This window comes from Streptomyces sp. NPDC091387, assembly GCF_044756945.1.
Taxonomy (GTDB): Bacteria; Actinomycetota; Actinomycetes; order Streptomycetales; family Streptomycetaceae; genus Streptomyces.
Genome location: NZ_JBIVTZ010000014.1, coordinates 146,956 through 162,859 on the forward strand (window position 1 = coordinate 146,956; position 15,904 = coordinate 162,859).

The window sequence follows — 15,904 nt, forward strand, 5'->3', positions numbered from 1 at the left end:
CCCCGGCGTGTGGTGCGGTGGTTCAGGCGTCCTGTCCGGGACTGCCCAGCGCGGCCGAAGCGGCCTCCATGGGGCTGAGCTCCACCGGAGCGGACGGCGCCGGTACGGACCGGCAGGTGAAGCCGAGACGCCCCAGCGCCCGGGTCACCTCACCGGCCGTGAAGTCGCGACGGTCCTGCCGGGTGATCACTTCACCCACCTGCTTGACCGGATAGACACGACGGCTGATGATCACCGATTCCCCGGTGACGGGTTCGGGCTTGATGCCCTTCATCGATGCCTCGACCTCGTGCTTGAAAAGGTCGAAAGGGAAGCGGGCGATGACGCAGCGCATAGTGCCTCAACGGGGTCGGGGAGCGGAACCGGACGGGAACGCGGGCAACGGTCAGGCGGCACGGTTGCCGGAGGGCCGGCGCTGCGCACCGCCACCCCGCGGCTGGGACGACGACGAGGAAGACGACGCCGAGGACGACGAGGTGCGCCGGGCCTGGGCCGGGCGGCTGCGGCGGCCGCGGGACGAGGAACCGCCCTTGGGCCGCTCCGACACCGGCGAGGTGATGACGACGGGCACGCCCGAGGGCGTCTGCGCACCGGTGATCCGGCTGAGCTCGGCCTCACCGGAGCGGACCTGGGCGATCTGCGGGACGATCCCGGCGTCGGCCATCAGGCGCGTCATCTCGCGGCGCTGGTTGGGCAGCACCAGCGTGACGACACTGCCGGACTCCCCGGCACGGGCGGTGCGGCCGCCGCGGTGCAGGTAGTCCTTGTGGTCGCTCGGCGGGTCGACGTTCACGACCAGGTCGAGGTTGTCGACGTGGATGCCGCGGGCCGCGACGTTGGTGGCGACCAGCACCGTGACGTGCCCGGTCTTGAACCGGGTCAGGGTGCGGGTGCGCTGCGGCTGCGACTTCCCGCCGTGCAGCGCCGCCGCCCGGACCCCGCTGTTGAGCAGGTGGTCGGTGAGCTTGTCCACGGCGTGCTTGGTGTCCAGGAACATGATCACGCGGCCGTCGCGGGCGGCGATCTCCGTCGTGGTGGCGTACTTGTCGGCGCCGTGGACGTAGAGCACGTGGTGCTCCATCGTCGTCACCGCACCGGCGGCCGGGTCGACCGAGTGGACGACCGGGTCGTGCAGGTAGCGGCGCACCAGCAGGTCGACGTTGCGGTCCAGGGTGGCCGAGAACAGCATCCGCTGGCCCTCCGGCTGCACCTGGTCGAGCAGCTCGGTGACCTGCGGCATGAAGCCCATGTCGGCCATCTGGTCGGCCTCGTCCAGGACGGTGATGGAGACCCGGTCCAGCGAGCAGTCGCCCCGCTCGATCAGGTCCTTCAGCCGGCCCGGAGTGGCGACGACGACCTCGGAGCCGCCGCGCAGCGCGGCCGACTGCCGGCCGATCGACATGCCGCCGACGACCGTGGCCATCCGCAGCTTGAGCGAGCGGGCGTACGGGGTGAGCGCGTCGGTGACCTGCTGGGCCAGTTCCCGGGTGGGGACGAGCACCAGGGCCAGCGGACGGCGGGCGTCGGCGCGCCGTCCCTCGATACGGGCCAGCAGGGCCAGACCGAAGGCGAGCGTCTTGCCCGAGCCGGTACGGCCGCGGCCCAGTACGTCACGGCCGGCCAGCGAGTTCGGCAGCGTGGCCGCCTGGATCGGGAACGGCACCGTGACGCCCTCGTTGGCGAGCGCCGACAGCAGCGGCGACGGCATGTCCAGATCGGCGAAGGCCTCCACGGCGGGCAGGCCCGGGGTGATGGTCTTCGGCAGGGCGAACTCGCCCTGCTTCGCGGCGGGCCGGCGGCCGTAGCCACCGCCGCCACCGGAGCGCTGGGCCGGGGCGCCGAAGCGGCCCTGGCCGCCCTGGCGGCTCGGGGCCTGCGAGCGGAAGCCGCCGCCGCCCGAACGGGAGCCGCCGGAGGTGGTGCGGGAATAACGGTCATTTGAACGGGCTGTGCGGTCGCGGTTCATACGGAACCCTTCCTCGATATGGCGCGTATCGAGGAATTCGTTGCGCGACGAGCGGCACAAGAATCGCAAGAACGGGCCGTTGGCATACGTGAACGAAGCCCGGCAGCCGGTCTTGAGCCGATACGGGGCCCGGCCGAACCGGGTCCGGTGCTTCGCAATGACGGGACGAGCGGGCCCGCGGAGCGGTCCTGCAGGTCACGTCACGGGGCTCCGGCGGGCCGGTGTTCCGGTCCGGGAGCCATGGCGGATCGTCCGCCGCACGGTGAAGATCTTGGTTCTGGGCGCCTGCCCGGCAGCTCGTGGCGGTGGTGCACCGGCACGGCATCGCTCGGGGGTGGGCCCGGAAAAGCAACGAGCTGGGGCCCGCACCCCAAGGTGCGGGCCCCAGCTGCGCGAAAGCATCTCAGCGCGTGAGCGCCGAAGCAATCAGGTTACGCGGGGGTGATGTTCTCCGCCTGCGGGCCCTTCTGGCCCTGCGTGACGTCGAAGTTCACCTTCTGGCCCTCCTGCAGCTCACGGAAGCCGCTGGCGGCGATGTTCGAGTAGTGGGCGAAGACGTCAGCGCCGCCACCATCCTGCTCGATGAAGCCGAAGCCCTTTTCCGCGTTGAACCACTTGACGGTGCCAGTAGCCATGTTTTATCTCCTTCTGGGGCAGAGCCCGGGGACTCGCACTGTGCCAGTCCCACGTCGCCGCGATGATTACCCCATCCGGATAATGAACCGGAAATACAAAAGTGCACCCACTCAGCCCATTTAGCTGAGGAGAGCACTTGGAGTCTTTGGGAACCACAACTGCAACTGAGATCTACAGTAGCACAATGAATGCGGCCAGGCGCGGCAAGTAATTACACTCCGCCCGGCGCGCCATAAACCCTCATCGCGCATTGCGTAAAATTCTGTGCTTGTCGCTGTAGATATTCGCCGCCGCACGGGGCGGTGCCGCACCGCCCGGTGCGCCGGCGGACGGGTCCGCGGGCGCACCGGGCCGGGGATCAGCCGCGGGCGAACCTCAGCGTGATCAGCTCGAACGGCCGCAGCGACAGCTGGACGCCGCCGCCGACGAGCTCGGGAACCACGGCGTCGGCCAGCGGCCGCTCCAGCAGATCGGTCGCCACGACACCGACGGCCTCGAAGCCGGCCGCGAGCCGCACCCCGGCCCGGCCGCCCGTCGACTCGTAGAGCCGCACGACCAGGTCGCCGCTCGCGTCGTCCGCCAGCTTGACCGCGCTGACCACGACCGCGTCGTTGTCGACGGCCACCAGCGGAGCCACCTCGCGGTCACCGGCCACCCGGCGCTCCGGCAGGTTGATGCGGAAGCCCTCGCGGACCGCGTCGCCGATCGCGGCGCCCGGCGCGAGCGCGTGCCGGAAGCGGTGCACGCCCTGGTCGGTCTCCGGGTCAGGGAAGCGCGGGGCGCGCAGCAGCGAGACCCGCACGGTGGTGGTCGTGCCCGCGTCGCTGTCGCGGACCGTGCGGGTCACGTCGTGCCCGTACGTCGAGTCGTTGACCAGCGCCACGCCCCAGCCCGGCTCCTCCAGGTGGACGAAGCGGTGGTTGCAGGCCTCGAACTTGGCGGCCTCCCAGCTGGTGTTGGTGTGGGTGGCCCGGTAGAAGTGCCCGAACTGCGTCTCGGAGGCGTACCGCTCGGCGTGGATGTCCAGCGGGAACGCCGCCTTGAGGAACTTCTCCGTCTCGTGCCAGTCGACCTCGGTGTCGATGTCGAGCCGCTTGACGCCCGGCGCGAGGGTCAGCCGCTGGGTGACCTTCGAGTCGCCGAAGCCGCGGACGATCCGTACGGACACGGCGCCGCCGTCCTCGACGGGGGTGAGCTCGTCGAGGTCCGTCAGGTCGGTGACGGTGTTGCGGTAGAACGCGTCGACGTCCCACGCGTCCCACATGTTCGGGAAGTCCGGGTGGATCTGGAGCAGGTTCGCGGCCTGGCCCGGGGCCACCGTCTCGCGCCCGGCGCCGATGTCGTACGCGGAGACGACCAGTCCGCGGGCGTCGATCTCCACCCGCAGCAGGCCGTTGTCCAGGACGAACCCGCCGCCCTCGCGCGGCGCGAGCGTGCCGCCGTCGGCGGCCGTGACGGCGGCCGACGCACCGGCCGGGACGCCGCCGCGGGCGTGCGGGGCGGAGTTGAAGAGGAGGGTCCGGCCCGCCGCGGAGTCACCGGCCAGGGCGCGCTGCGCGGTGTCGACGATGCCGTTCAGCTCCTCGGCGACGGCCGCGTACGTCTTCTCCGCCTCGCGGTGCACCCAGGCGATCGACGAGCCGGGCAGGATGTCGTGGAACTGGTGCAGCAGCACCGTCTTCCAGATCCGGTCCAGCTGCTCGTACGGGTAGGCGGAGCCGGTCCGCACGGCGGCGGTGGCGGCCCACAGCTCGGCCTCGCGCAGCAGGTGCTCGCTGCGGCGGTTGCCCTGCTTCGTCTTCGCCTGGCTGGTCAGGGTGGCGCGGTGCAGCTCCAGGTAGAGCTCGCCGACCCACACCGGTGCGTTCGGGTACTCCGCCTCCGCCTTGGTGAAGAAGTCGGTGGGCGTCTCCCAGGTGACCGTCGCGGACCCTTCGAGGCTGCGCATCCTGGCCGCCTTGGCGATCATCTCGCGGGTGGTGCCACCGCCCCCGTCGCCCCAGCCGGTCGGCGCGAGGGAGTGCTGCGCGACTCCCTTGTCCTTGAAGTTCTTCGCCGCGTGGGCGATCTCGCTGCCCTTCATGGAGCAGTTGTAGGTGTCGACGGGCGGGAAGTGCGTGAAGATCCGGGTGCCGTCGATGCCCTCCCACCGGAAGGTGTGGTGCGGGAACTTGTTGGTCTGGCTCCACGAGATCTTCTGGGTGAGGAGCCACTTGGAGCCCGCGGCCTTGATGATCTGCGGCAGTCCGGCCGCGAAGCCGAACGTGTCGGGCAGCCACGCCTCGTCGTTCTCGATGCCGAACTCGTCGAGGAAGAACCGCTTGCCGTGCACGAACTGGCGGGCCATCGCCTCCGAGCCGGGCATGTTCGTGTCGGACTCGACCCACATGCCGCCGGACGGCACGAACCGCCCGTCCGCCACGGCCTGCTTGACCTTCGCGTAGACCTCGGGGCGGTGCTCCTTGATCCAGGCGAACTGCTGGGCCTGCGACATCGCGAAGACGAAGTCCGGCTCGTCCTCCAGCAGGGCCGTCATGTTGGACGTCGTACGGGCGACCTTGCGGACCGTCTCGCGCAGCGGCCACAGCCAGGCGGAGTCGATGTGGGCGTGGCCGACGGCGCTGATGCGGTGCGCGGACGGCTGCGCGGGCGTCGCGAGGACGGCGGCGAGCTGCTCGCGGGCGGCGGCCGCGGTGCCGTTGACGTCCTGGAGGTCGACCGCGTCGAGCGAGCGGCCGACGGCGCGCAGGATGTCCCAGCGGCGGGCGCCGTCGACCGGCAGCTCCTGCATCAGCTCGCCCAGCACCTCCAGGTCCTGGACGAGGTTCCACACGTTCTCGTCGAAGAGGGCGAGGTCCATCCGGGCGAGGGTGTACTGCGGTTCGCTGCCCGCGGTCTCCTTGTCACCCAGCTGGGTCGGCAGGAAGGGGTGGTAGTCGAGGATGACCGGGTTGGACGCGGCCTCGATGTGCAGCAGCACCTCTTCGCCACCGGCGGCGGGGGCGCCGACGCGCACCCACTGGTTGCGCGGGTTGAGGCCCTTCACCGGGGTGCCGTCGGGGCGGTAGACGAGGCCCTCGCACTGGAAGCCCGGCATGTTCTCGTCGAAGCCGAGGTCGAGCAGCGCCTCGACGGTCCGGCCCGCCCAGGCCTCGGGGACCGTCCCGGAGACCCGGAACCAGCAGGTGCCCCACGGGGCGCCCCACCGGTCGCCGACCGCGATCGGTTCGGTGGCACCCGCGAGGCCCTCCGCGACCGGAACGGGCTCGCCCGGCGCGTTCCAGACGGCTACGTCCAGCGGTACGGATTCCGGGTATACGGCCGGCCGGATGCGCTCGTCGAGAACGCGCTTCAGACGGGCTTCGACCAGGCTGCGGTCGTCGTGCATGAGGGTGGCTCCGATATGAGGTGGGGTGGTGGGGGCGGTTACCAGCGGTGCGCGACGGAGGCGGCGCCGGGCTCGTTCATGGTGTGCTCCGTAACGTGCGAGGTGCGATTCCGGTGCGGTACGCGGTGGTCACGGACCGCGTGGGGTCACCGGACCTGGTCCGGTGCGACGACCTCGGTGATGCCGCGGGCGGCGAGGTGCTCCGCGTCGCCGGCCTTGCTCGCGAGGACGGTCGTGGGGCGGGCCCCGTCCGCGGTGAGCCGGGCGAAGGCCTCGAAGACCTCGCCGCCGGGGGCACAGGTGGAGCGGCGGGGCGCGGTCGTGTCGTCCCCGGTGTCGACGACGAGGGCCGTGGTCCGGAGCGCGGGCCGGTGCGTCCGGCCGCGCTGCTCCTCGATGATCCGGGCGATGGCCCGGCCGGCCGGCTTGACCTGCCGGTCGTTGGTCAACAGGCCGAGCCCGTATTCGAGTTCGGGGAAGTCGGCCAGCGAGCGGGACACGTCGTGGGAGCACCACCAGGTGACGCCCCAGACGTCCTCGCAGTCCAGTGCGTTCTCGACGGTCGCCGCGGTGAACCCGGCGGCGTGCTCGGCCGGGATCAGCGGGGCGGGGGCGCCGACCTCCTGGAGCCAGACCGGCCGGTGCGGGTCGAGGGCCCAGGCCTTGGAGAGCTCGATCAGGTAGGCGGCGTGGTGCTCGGTGGCGGTGCCGGTGCGGCCGTGCCGCTGGGCGGTGCCGTTGAAGACCCAGGAGTGCACGGCGGTGACGGCCCCGATCCGGGCCGCGTGCGCGGGGGTGAAGGCGTGGTCGTCCTGGTACCAGGAGGCGTCGTACTCGGCGTGCAGATGGAGCTTTCCGGGCGCCCCCTCCTCGCAGGCGTCGAGCATCCGGGTCAGCCAGTTGCCCGCCTGTTCGGGGGTGATGCGGTCCGGGTCGGGGTGCGGCTCCCCCGAGAACTGGTTGATCTCGTTGCCGAGCGTCATCCCGATGAAGTGGGGCCGGTCGGCGAGGGCGGCGGCCAGCGTCCGCAGGTACTCGGCCTGTCCGGAGACCACGTCGGGGTCGGTGAAGAGGTTGCGCCGGTGCCAGGTCCGGGTCCAGGCGGGCAGGAAGTCGAAGCTCGACAGATGGCCCTGGAGCCCGTCCACGCTGACGTCGAGCCCGCGTTCGGCGGCGGCGTCGGCGAGCTGGACGAGCTGCTCGACGGCGCGCGGGCGGATCAGGGTGCGGTTGGGCTGGAAGAGCGGCCAGAGCGGGAAGACCCGGATGTGGTCGAGGCCGAGACCGGCGATCGAGTCCAGGTCGGCGCGCACGGCGTCGAGGTCGAAGTCCAGCCAGTGGTGGAACCAGCCTTGACTGGGCGTGTAGTTGGCGCCGAAACGCATCGGGGAGGTGTTCATACGGAACAGGGGTCCTGGTTCTGTGGTGCGGGGCCGCGGCGGTCGGCCGCGGCCCGTCCGGCGGATCGGGGTCGGGCGGGTCAGCCCTTGACGGCTCCTTCGCCGACACCCCGGAAGAAGAAGCGCTGCAGACCGGCGAAGAGCACGATGAGCGGGAGCACGGCGATGATCGTGCCCGCGGCGACGAGCCGTTCGTCGTTGGCGAAGGTGCCGTGCAGATAGTTCAGCCCGATGGTCAGGGTGAAGTTCTCCGGGTCGCTGAGGACGATCAGCGGCCACAGGAAGTCGTCCCACGAGCCCATGAAGGCGAAGATCGCGACGACGGCGAGGGTGCCCTTGACCGAGGGCAGCGCGATCCTGAGGAAGCGCTGCCACACGTTGGCACCGTCCACAAAGGCCGCTTCCTCCACCTCCTGGGGGAGGTTCAGGAAGGCGTTGCGCATCAGCAGGACGTTCATCGCCCCGATGGACCCCGGCAGCAGCACCCCGAGCAGGGTGTTGTTCAGTCCGAGGTCACGCATGGTGGTGAACTGGGCGATGATGATGCCCTCCACGGGCACGAGCATGGCGAGGATGAACGCCAGCGTCGCGGCCCCGCGCCCCCGGTAGCGCAGCCGGGCCAGTGCGTAGCCCGCCAGTGCGGCGCCGACGCAGTTGGTGACCACGTTGGCGGCGGCGACCTTGAGGGAGTTGAAGGCGTAGTCCCACACCGGGATGGTGTCGGCGACCCTGCTGTAGTTGTCCAGGGTCGGATCACTGGGGAAGAACTTCGGCGGCGAGCTGAAGATGTCCTCGTTCGGACCCTTCAGCGAGGTCGAGAGCTGCCACAGGAACGGTCCCACGGTCAGCACCAGTACGGCGAGCAGCAGCACGTACCGCAGGACGAGCTGCCAGGGCGCGACGCGGCGCCCTTCCGCGTCGGTGGTCTTCAGGAAGCTCACGCGTCCTCCTTGCGGTCGGCGCGCAGCACCAGGAGCATCAGGCCGACGGTGACGACGAAGATGACGACCGAGATGGCGGAGGCGTACCCGACCCGCCCGGTCAGCCCGGTGCCGACCCGCTGGACGAGCATCACCAGGGTGGTGTCCTCGCCCGCCGGGCCGCCGGAGGGGCCGGCCATCAGATAGACCTCGGAGAAGACCTTGAAGGCGGAGACCGAGGACAGCGCCGCGACCAGCACCATGGTGGAGCGGATGGCGGGAACGGTGACGGTGAAGAAGCGGCGCACGACCCCGGCACCGTCCACGGAGGCGGCCTCGTGCAGCTCCCTCGGTACGTTCGACAGCGCGGCCAGGTAAATGATCATGTAGTAGCCGAGGCCCTTCCAGACCGTGACCACCATCGCGCTGCCCAGCAGCAGCCACTGGTCGCTGAGGAAGCCGACCTTGCCGATGCCGACGGCTTCCAGGAGGGAGTTGATCAGCCCCCGGTCGTCGAGCATCCACACCCAGATCAGGCCGACGACGACGATGGACGCGACGACCGGGGTGTAGAAGGCGGAGCGGAAGAAGGTGATGCCGGGGATGTGCCGCTGGACGAGCATCGCCAGCAGCAGCGGCAGGATGACGAGGGCCGGGACGACGACCAGGACGTACAGCGCGCTGTTGCGCAGCCCGGTCCAGAACATCTCGTCGTGCAGCAGCTCACGGAAGTTGGCCAGGCCGACGAACTTCCCCGGGACCAGGGTCCGCCGGTCGGTGAAGGCGTTGACCAGGGTGCTGAAGAACGGGTAGAGGCTGAAGGCACCGACCACGATCAGCCCGGGAGCCGCGAACAGCCAGGGGCTGAGGGGCAGATGGCGGCTGATGCGGCGGGCTGGGGCGGGGGCGGAGGTGGTCACCGGGGGCTCAGCTCTGCTGCAACAGCCGGTCACAGGCCTTGACAGCGTTGTCAAGGGCTTCCTTGGGACTCTGCTTTCCTTGCAGCGCCTTGGCGATCTGGTTGCGCAGCTCGGTCTTCATCTGCTCGCTGAACAGGACCGGCGTGTAATTGACCGCCGTCTTCAGGGACTTGGCGGCGGCGACCCGGACGCGGGTCTCGTCGGTGCCGTCCTCCTGGGTGAAGTACGGGTCGTCGAGCGATCCGGCGGTGCTGGGGAAGATGGCGACCTTCTTCGCGAACTCCATCTGCCGGGTCGCGTCGGTCATGTAGTGGGCGAAGGCCACGGCGGCGGGCTTCCGCTTGGTCTGCGCGTTCACCATGATGCCCATGACGTACATGTTGGCCTTGCCGGTGCTGCTGACCTGGTCGGTGATCCCGATGTTCTTGTAGAGGCTCGGTGCCTGCTTCTTGAAGTTGGCCAGGTCCAGCGCGCTGCCCGGGTTCATCGCCACGGACTCGGTGAGGAACTTGTGGCCCGACGACTCCGGGGTCGCGGTCAGGGCCTGCGCGTCGAGCGCCTTGGCGTCGTACAACTCCTTGTAGTGCGTGAGGAGTTCGATGCCCTTGGCGTCGTTGAAGGCGAAGCCGGTGCCTTCCTTGTTCATCAGCTGTCCGCCGTAGCGGCCGAAGTCCTCGATGGTGGGGACGTTCGCGAGGGTGGCGACCTTGCCCTTGCTCTTCTCGGCCAGCTTCAGACCGTCGGAGAAGACCTCGTCGTAGGTGGACGGCGGGTTCTTTGGATCGAGTCCGGCCTCCTTGAGGAGGCGCTTGTTGTAGAACATCGGCCCGGTGTTGAGGTACCAGGGGAAGGCGAACGTCCCTTCCGTGCCCGGTATCTGATGGCTCTGCCAGGCGCCCGCCAGGTACTCCTCGCGGTACTTCGGAGCCGCCTTGTCGAGGTCCAGTGCGATGCCCGCCTTGGCCAGCGGGGCCACCAGGTCGGGCGACACGTTGACGACGTCCGGCAGGGTGCCGCCGGCCGCGTCCGCGCTGATCTTGTCCGCGTAGCCCTCGCCGGGGCGGTCGACCCACTTGACGTCGGTGTCCGGGTACTTCTTCTCGAAGTCCGCGATCACGCCGTTGAAGTAGTCCTTGAAGTTCGCCTGGAGGTTCCAGGTCTGGAAGGTGATCTTGCCTTCGACCTTGCCCGAGGCGTCGGACGAACCCGTCCCCGATCCACCGCCACAGGCGCTCAACGGCAGGACAGTGGCGAGGACGGCGGCAGTGGCGACTGCTCTGCGAGAGATGCGCACGGTGAACGGCTCCTTTGCTCGGACCAGGCGTGCGGACGGCGAACCGGAGGTCGCGGACCGGCCGGATGCGTTCGCCCAGCAGACCCTGCAATGCGCGTGACGGAAAGTCAATACATTCTCCGCAGTTAAGTGGCTACTCTCGACATACCCGCAGGTCAGACCCGAGTGACACTGCATTGAAGATCTACGACTAATGCGCTTTAGGTGCCATCAGCTCAAGCGCATTAGTTGCAGGAGCGGTTCGCTCGACCATGGGACCGGGAAGCCCTACGATGCCCCCCGGGGGAGCGCGAACCCGACGACCCATGAGAGCCACAGGGAACGCAGGAGAGAGGCACTCGGTGACACCGAAGCGGCCGCCGGCCGGGGATACCCCGCCGGCCAGACGCACGCCCGCACGACGGCCGACCATGAAGGACATCGCCCAGCGGGCCGGCGTGTCCGAGAGCGCGGTCTCCTTCGCGCTCAACGACCGCCCGGGGGTCTCGGCGATCACCCGGGACCGAATCCGGCGCGTGGCCGAGCAGTTGGGCTGGCATCCGAGCACCGCCGCCCGCGCGCTGTCGGGCGAGGGCTCGGCCACCGTGGGGCTGGTGGTGGCCCGTCCGGCGGCGAACCTGGGCGTGGACTCCTTCTTCCTCCAGCTGATCTCCGGCATCCAGGAGGTCCTGGCCGAGCGCCGGCTCGGGCTGCTCTTCCAGGTGGTGGAGGACGTGACGGCCGAGTGCGCGGTCTACCGGCGCTGGTGGGCCGAGCGGCGGGTCGACGGCGTACTCGTCGTCGACCCCCGCACCGATGACCCGCGCGTCGGCCTGCTGGACGAACTGGGCCTGCCCGGCGTCGTCATCGGCGCCCTCCCCGGCAGCGACACCGGCCCTCACCCGGGCCTCTCACAGATCCGCGCCGACGACGCGGGAGCGATGGCGGCCGTCGTCGGCCGGCTGCACGAGCTGGGGCACCGGCGCATCGTGCACATCGCCGGACTGCCCTCGCTCGCGCACACCGACCGGCGCATCCGGTCCCTGCGCATCGAGGCCGACCGGCGCGGACTGACCGAGGCCCACTCGGTGACCACGGACTACTCGGACACCGAGGGCGCGGCCGTGACCCGCCGGGTGCTGGAGCAGGACACCCCGCCGACCGCGATCGTCTACGACAACGACGTGATGGCCGCGGCCGGGGTGGCGGTGACGGCGGGCCTCGGCTTCCGGGTCCCGGCCGATGTGTCGGTGGTGTCGTGGGAGGACTCCGCGCTGTGCCGGCTCACCGCGCCGTGGCTGACCGCGCTGTCCAGGGACACGGTCGCGTTCGGGCGGCTCGCCGCGCGGGAGCTGACCGCGCTGCTCGACGGCGGCACGGCGCACACCATCCAGGTGCCGCTGCCCCGGCTCATCGAACGGGGCAGCACGGCGGCGGTGGTGGAGACGGCGAACAGCCGGAAGGCGGCGCCCTGAAAAGCGTGAGAAGCGGCCCTCAGGGGCCGGGAGTCGGCCTGCGCAGCTCCTCGTTGAGCCGGAGCGCCTCTTCGAGCTGGTCCTCCAGGATCACGATGCGGCAGGCGGCCTCGACCGGCGTGCCCCCGTCGACGAGCTCCCGGGCGCGGGCGGCGACGCGGAGCTGGTAGCGGGAGTAGCGGCGGTGGCCGCCCTCCGACCGCAGCGGGGTGATCAGCCTGGCCTCGCCGATCGCGCGGAGGAATCCGGGCGTGGCGCCGATCATCTCCGCGGCGCGGCCCATGGTGTAGGCGGGGTAGTCGTCGTCATCGAGACGGTCGGTGGAATGCGGAGGGGTTTCTGGGGGCATGGGCACCTGCCGCGTGTCGCCGACTTCGTTGACCGGAGGAGGAACTCTCGTTGTGCGAGCCATCGTCTCTATCATAGCCGCGACAGATTTCCCTGGCCGGATGGGGGAAGTTATCTGAGCGGGCGGCCCCCGGGGCCGCCGGTCCGGGGCGCGGTCCCGCCCTCTTCGGCCGCGTCCGCGGAGCCCCGGCACCGCGCTCGCAAGAACACTGACCGGCGGGTCAGTTGATGACTGCGTGCCCTCGGGCCATAATGCACACGTAGCCCTTCACGCATCCCCCGTCGTGAAGGGCTACACCCCTGTGCGCACCCTGCCCCGTCATGGGAGGCCCCGTTCGCGCAGGCGTCGCCGCCGAACTCACGGGCAAGGGGCTCCCCTCGTGGTCCCCTGCCCGTGTTTTTTCGAGTTAACAGTGACGTAGAGTATTTGCGCAACCCTGCTCCTGTACACCGCCGCAGGATGTGCCGGTACGTCCCCGTTCGGAATGCGCTCATGGGCTCCCGCGCCGGGAGCGGCGGGCCGGGCGTTCGTTACAGTACGAGCCCGTTGACCGAATCGGACACCGCACGGCGCCGGACAGGCCCCGCGCGGGGGACGGACACGTGGGGGGCCGGATGGACAGCGGCGAGGAACGCGCGCCGGAACTGCGGACGTTGCGGCAGAAGGTCGAGTACATGGTCGAGAAGACCTTCCCGGGCCGGAAGATCTCGGGGCGGGTCTTCGCGGACCTGGTCAAGGAACGCGGCGGATCGCTCTCGCACAGCTACTTCTCCAACATCCTGGCCGGCAAGGTCACCCAGCCCTCCGAGGACATCCTCAAGGCGCTCGGTCTCGGCTTCGGTGTGGACTGGCGCTTCTTCAAGGAGGAGTCCGAGGTCGTCGACGACGTCGTCGACGGTCTGCAGTTCCTGGCCAAGCGGCGCACCGGGGACATCAGCGGGCTGGCCGGACGGGGACTGAACGAGGAGGGACTGCCCCCGGAGCTGCTGCAGTTCGCGCTCGCCCTGCTGGAGGACGCGAAGAACCGGCAGCGCCCCGCCGACGGCGGACCACGGAGTTAGGGCCTCGGTCACATGTCCCTGCGCAGACTGCGGAAAGAGTGCGAGGCCGGACTCGCCGGGCTCCCCCTGCCCGCGCCCTTCTCGATCGCCGGCCTGGTGGCGAACATGGAGGAGGCGGGCGACCGCACCATCGTGCTGCACGAGATGCCCGACCGGCTGGCCCGCGTCAACGGCGCCTGCGGGCTGCGGCTGAAGGCCGGCGGGACCAGCTTCGTCCTCTACCGCCGGCGGCCCACCGCGTACCGGACCCAGCACGTCATCCTGCACGAGCTGTGCCACGAGTGGTTCGACCACGGCACCTCGCTGGACGCCGAGCAGCTCCAGCGGCTGCTGCCCGTCTTCGACACCTCGCTGATCTCCCGGGTCATCGGCCCCGACGCGCTCCTGACCCCCGACGCCGTGCAGGCCCGCACCCAGTACGACACCCACGACGAACGCATGGCCGAATTCGGTGCCTCGCTCATCCCCCGGATGGCCAGGGAGGTGACGAGCGATGACATGGTGGGGCGGCTCGCCGACTCGCTCTCCCTCCCGGTCGCCCACCGCCGCCGCGGACTGTTCCGCCGCACGTAGCACCGGCCCGGCCCCCGCTCCGCAGCCGAACCCTTCCCCCACCCCGAGGACTTCCGCCGTGACACCGCTCGACCTCGCCGGCTACCTGATAGCCGGCCTGATGACAGCCGTCGCCCTGTGGCGCATGCCGGCCGCCCTCTGGGGCGACGAGGACGACCGGCGCCGCCGGGCCCTGTGGGGCTGCTACGCGGGATTCGCCGCCGCCCTGTGGACCAAGACCCGGGTCGTGCGCATCGGGCTCAACGACAGCTCCGTCACCGACCTCTCGGTGCTGATCAAGCACTACACGGCGACCGTCGCGATCCTGGCCATCCTCAGCTACATCGTCGCCATCTACGGCCAGTACCCGGATGCCGGGGGCGTCCCGCGGCACGTACGGTTCGCCCGGCTGATCCAGCAGGTGGCCGCGAAGGCGTCGGTCGCCACGCTGGTGCTGCTGACGGTGCTGTTCTTCACGGTCGTCGACCGTTCCGTCCCCTCGGACCGCTTCGTCGCCGACCACGCCGGGCAGTGGGGCGCGACGCTCTACATGAGCGTGTTCTACCTCTACCTCGGCACCGCGTCCGCCGTCTGCGCCTACCAGTGGGCGCTGGCCACCGCGAGCGCCGGGCTCCGCCGCCTGCGCATCGGCCTCGGCATGATGACGTTCGCGATGTTCATCGGGGTCGGATACACCGTCAGCCGGACGCTGTTCCTCTGGGTGAGCGTGATCGACCCGCCGAGCGAGGCCTTCGCGCTGGACTTCGACGAGATCACCGAGGCCGCGCAGGTGGTGCTGTTCGCCTTCTTCGCGGTCGGCGCCTCCATCCCCGCCCTGAGCAACCTCCGCCGCCGGGCGAAGCTCTGGCGCGCCCAGGTCCGACTGCACGCGCTCTGGTACGAGCTGATGGCGGCCTTCCCCGACCAGCCCTTCGACCCCCCGGCCCCGCTGGTCCGCGAGCTGACCCGGTTCGGCACCCCGGCGGACCTGCGGATCGACCGCTGGACGGCGGACATCGCCGACGCGGTGGAGAAGCTGCGCCACTACGCCCCCGACACCCTCCTCGCGGCCGCCGGGGCCGCCGCGGAGGCCACCGCCACCGACCGGGAGCGGACGGGACCGCTCACCGACGCGTACTGGATCAAGGCGGCCCTCGCGGCCCACGCCGACGGCACGGCCCCCGGGCACGCGGCGGCCGTCGGCACCCAGCACGCGACCGACCAGGACGGCGAGGTCGCCTGGCTGGTCCGGGTCGCCGCCGCGTACCGGACGGTCACGGCCGACCGGGCCCGGCAGGTCCTGGAGTCCTCCACAGCGACAGCAGCAGCGAAGGAACAGACGGCATGAGCGGCACCGGCCTCGCGGAGACCTCCCGCACCACCTCCACCGCCCGTACGGTGACCGATGTCTTCCAGCCACGTAATCTCCTGCTCGCCGGGATGCTCGCGACCGGATGCGCGGCGGCGGGCGAGTGGACGGGACTGCTGTGGGGACTGCTCGGCGCCCTGTGCGCCGGGATCATCCCGGCCGGCTACATCGAGTGGGAACGCGGACGCGGCACCTGGGGCGACCGCCATGTCGTCGACCGCACCAAGCGGGCCCCGATCTTCCTCGTCATCCTCGGCTCCATCGGCACCGGTTCCGCGGTCATGGTGCTGGGCGGCGCCCCCACCGGCATCCTGACCGCGATGCTCGCGCTCTGGGCGATGACGGTCGTCCTGCTGGCCGTGAACACGGTCTGGAAGATCTCGGTGGACGCCTCGGTCGCCTCGGCCGTCGTCGCCCTGCTCGCCGTGGTCCATTCGCCGTGGTGGCTGTTCGGGTACCTGATGACGGCCGCCGTGTGCTGGTCCAGGGTCGCGCTCGGCTACCACACGGTCGGCCAGGTGACCGCGGGGACCGCGCTGGGCGCGGCCACGGCCGGCGCGTTCCTGTTCGGCTGATCCGTCGTCACCGGGCGGCC

The 15,904-nt window shown here is 70.5% G+C and carries 14 protein-coding genes; 5 read left to right on the forward strand and 9 right to left on the reverse strand.

What is annotated here, in order from left to right:
- Positions 1-22 precede the first annotated feature (22 nt).
- The 8 genes from ACIQM0_RS27880 to ACIQM0_RS27915 form a co-directional block, all read right to left on the reverse strand.
- Positions 23-334, reverse strand: coding sequence for an SCO5918 family protein (locus tag ACIQM0_RS27880; protein ID WP_363021168.1), 312 nt, complete (start codon positions 332-334; stop codon positions 23-25).
- Between the two features lie 51 nt (positions 335-385).
- The gene (locus ACIQM0_RS27885) at positions 386-1,966 is read right to left on the reverse strand and encodes a DEAD/DEAH box helicase (protein ID WP_363021167.1); all 1,581 of its coding nucleotides are present in this window, start codon (positions 1,964-1,966) and stop codon (positions 386-388) included.
- A gap of 431 nt (positions 1,967-2,397) precedes the next feature.
- Positions 2,398-2,601, reverse strand: a complete 204-nt coding sequence (locus tag ACIQM0_RS27890; protein WP_015609674.1) for a cold-shock protein — start codon at positions 2,599-2,601, stop codon at positions 2,398-2,400.
- Between the two features lie 359 nt (positions 2,602-2,960).
- On the reverse strand, positions 2,961-5,990 hold the full coding sequence (locus tag ACIQM0_RS27895) for an alpha-mannosidase (RefSeq protein WP_401291632.1): 3,030 nt from the start codon (positions 5,988-5,990) through the stop codon (positions 2,961-2,963).
- 146 nt (positions 5,991-6,136) lie between these two features.
- Positions 6,137-7,390: a glycosyl hydrolase gene (locus ACIQM0_RS27900; protein WP_401291635.1), complete on the reverse strand. Its 1,254-nt coding sequence runs from the start codon at positions 7,388-7,390 to the stop codon at positions 6,137-6,139.
- Positions 7,391-7,470: 80 nt separating this feature from the next.
- Complete coding sequence (locus ACIQM0_RS27905; protein WP_401291638.1) at positions 7,471-8,331, reverse strand: carbohydrate ABC transporter permease; 861 nt, start codon at positions 8,329-8,331, stop codon at positions 7,471-7,473.
- Positions 8,328-9,230 (reverse strand): carbohydrate ABC transporter permease, encoded by a 903-nt coding sequence (locus tag ACIQM0_RS27910; protein WP_401291641.1) that lies wholly within the window; start codon positions 9,228-9,230, stop codon positions 8,328-8,330. The genes ACIQM0_RS27905 and ACIQM0_RS27910 overlap by 4 nt, the downstream gene beginning before the upstream one ends.
- A gap of 7 nt (positions 9,231-9,237) precedes the next feature.
- Entirely contained in the window at positions 9,238-10,524 is a 1,287-nt protein-coding gene (locus tag ACIQM0_RS27915) for an extracellular solute-binding protein (RefSeq protein ID WP_401291644.1), read from the reverse strand.
- A 410-nt stretch (positions 10,525-10,934) separates the two neighbouring features.
- Between ACIQM0_RS27915 and ACIQM0_RS27920 the strand changes: the two genes are divergently transcribed.
- Positions 10,935-11,978: a LacI family DNA-binding transcriptional regulator gene (locus tag ACIQM0_RS27920; RefSeq protein WP_401291647.1), complete on the forward strand. Its 1,044-nt coding sequence runs from the start codon at positions 10,935-10,937 to the stop codon at positions 11,976-11,978.
- Between the two features lie 19 nt (positions 11,979-11,997).
- On the opposite strand, the gene ACIQM0_RS27925 is transcribed toward ACIQM0_RS27920, so the two are convergent.
- Positions 11,998-12,327 carry a MerR family transcriptional regulator gene (locus ACIQM0_RS27925; protein WP_362958337.1) on the reverse strand — a complete coding sequence of 110 codons (330 nt, stop codon included), beginning with the start codon at positions 12,325-12,327 and terminating at the stop codon, positions 11,998-12,000.
- Between the two features lie 614 nt (positions 12,328-12,941).
- On the opposite strand from ACIQM0_RS27925, the gene ACIQM0_RS27930 reads away from it, so the two are divergent.
- Genes ACIQM0_RS27930 through ACIQM0_RS27945 form a run of 4 tightly spaced genes read left to right on the forward strand, consistent with a single transcriptional unit; the run spans position 12,942 to position 15,884 of the window.
- Positions 12,942-13,388 (forward strand): hypothetical protein, encoded by a 447-nt coding sequence (locus ACIQM0_RS27930; RefSeq protein WP_363021160.1) that lies wholly within the window; start codon positions 12,942-12,944, stop codon positions 13,386-13,388.
- 12 nt (positions 13,389-13,400) lie between these two features.
- Complete coding sequence (locus ACIQM0_RS27935; protein WP_401291651.1) at positions 13,401-13,961, forward strand: toxin; 561 nt, start codon at positions 13,401-13,403, stop codon at positions 13,959-13,961.
- A gap of 58 nt (positions 13,962-14,019) precedes the next feature.
- The gene (locus ACIQM0_RS27940) at positions 14,020-15,288 is read left to right on the forward strand and encodes an MAB_1171c family putative transporter (protein WP_401291654.1); all 1,269 of its coding nucleotides are present in this window, start codon (positions 14,020-14,022) and stop codon (positions 15,286-15,288) included.
- Positions 15,285-15,884: a hypothetical protein gene (locus ACIQM0_RS27945; protein ID WP_401291657.1), complete on the forward strand. Its 600-nt coding sequence runs from the start codon at positions 15,285-15,287 to the stop codon at positions 15,882-15,884. The genes ACIQM0_RS27940 and ACIQM0_RS27945 overlap by 4 nt, the downstream gene beginning before the upstream one ends.
- The last annotated feature ends 20 nt before the right edge of the window (positions 15,885-15,904 follow it).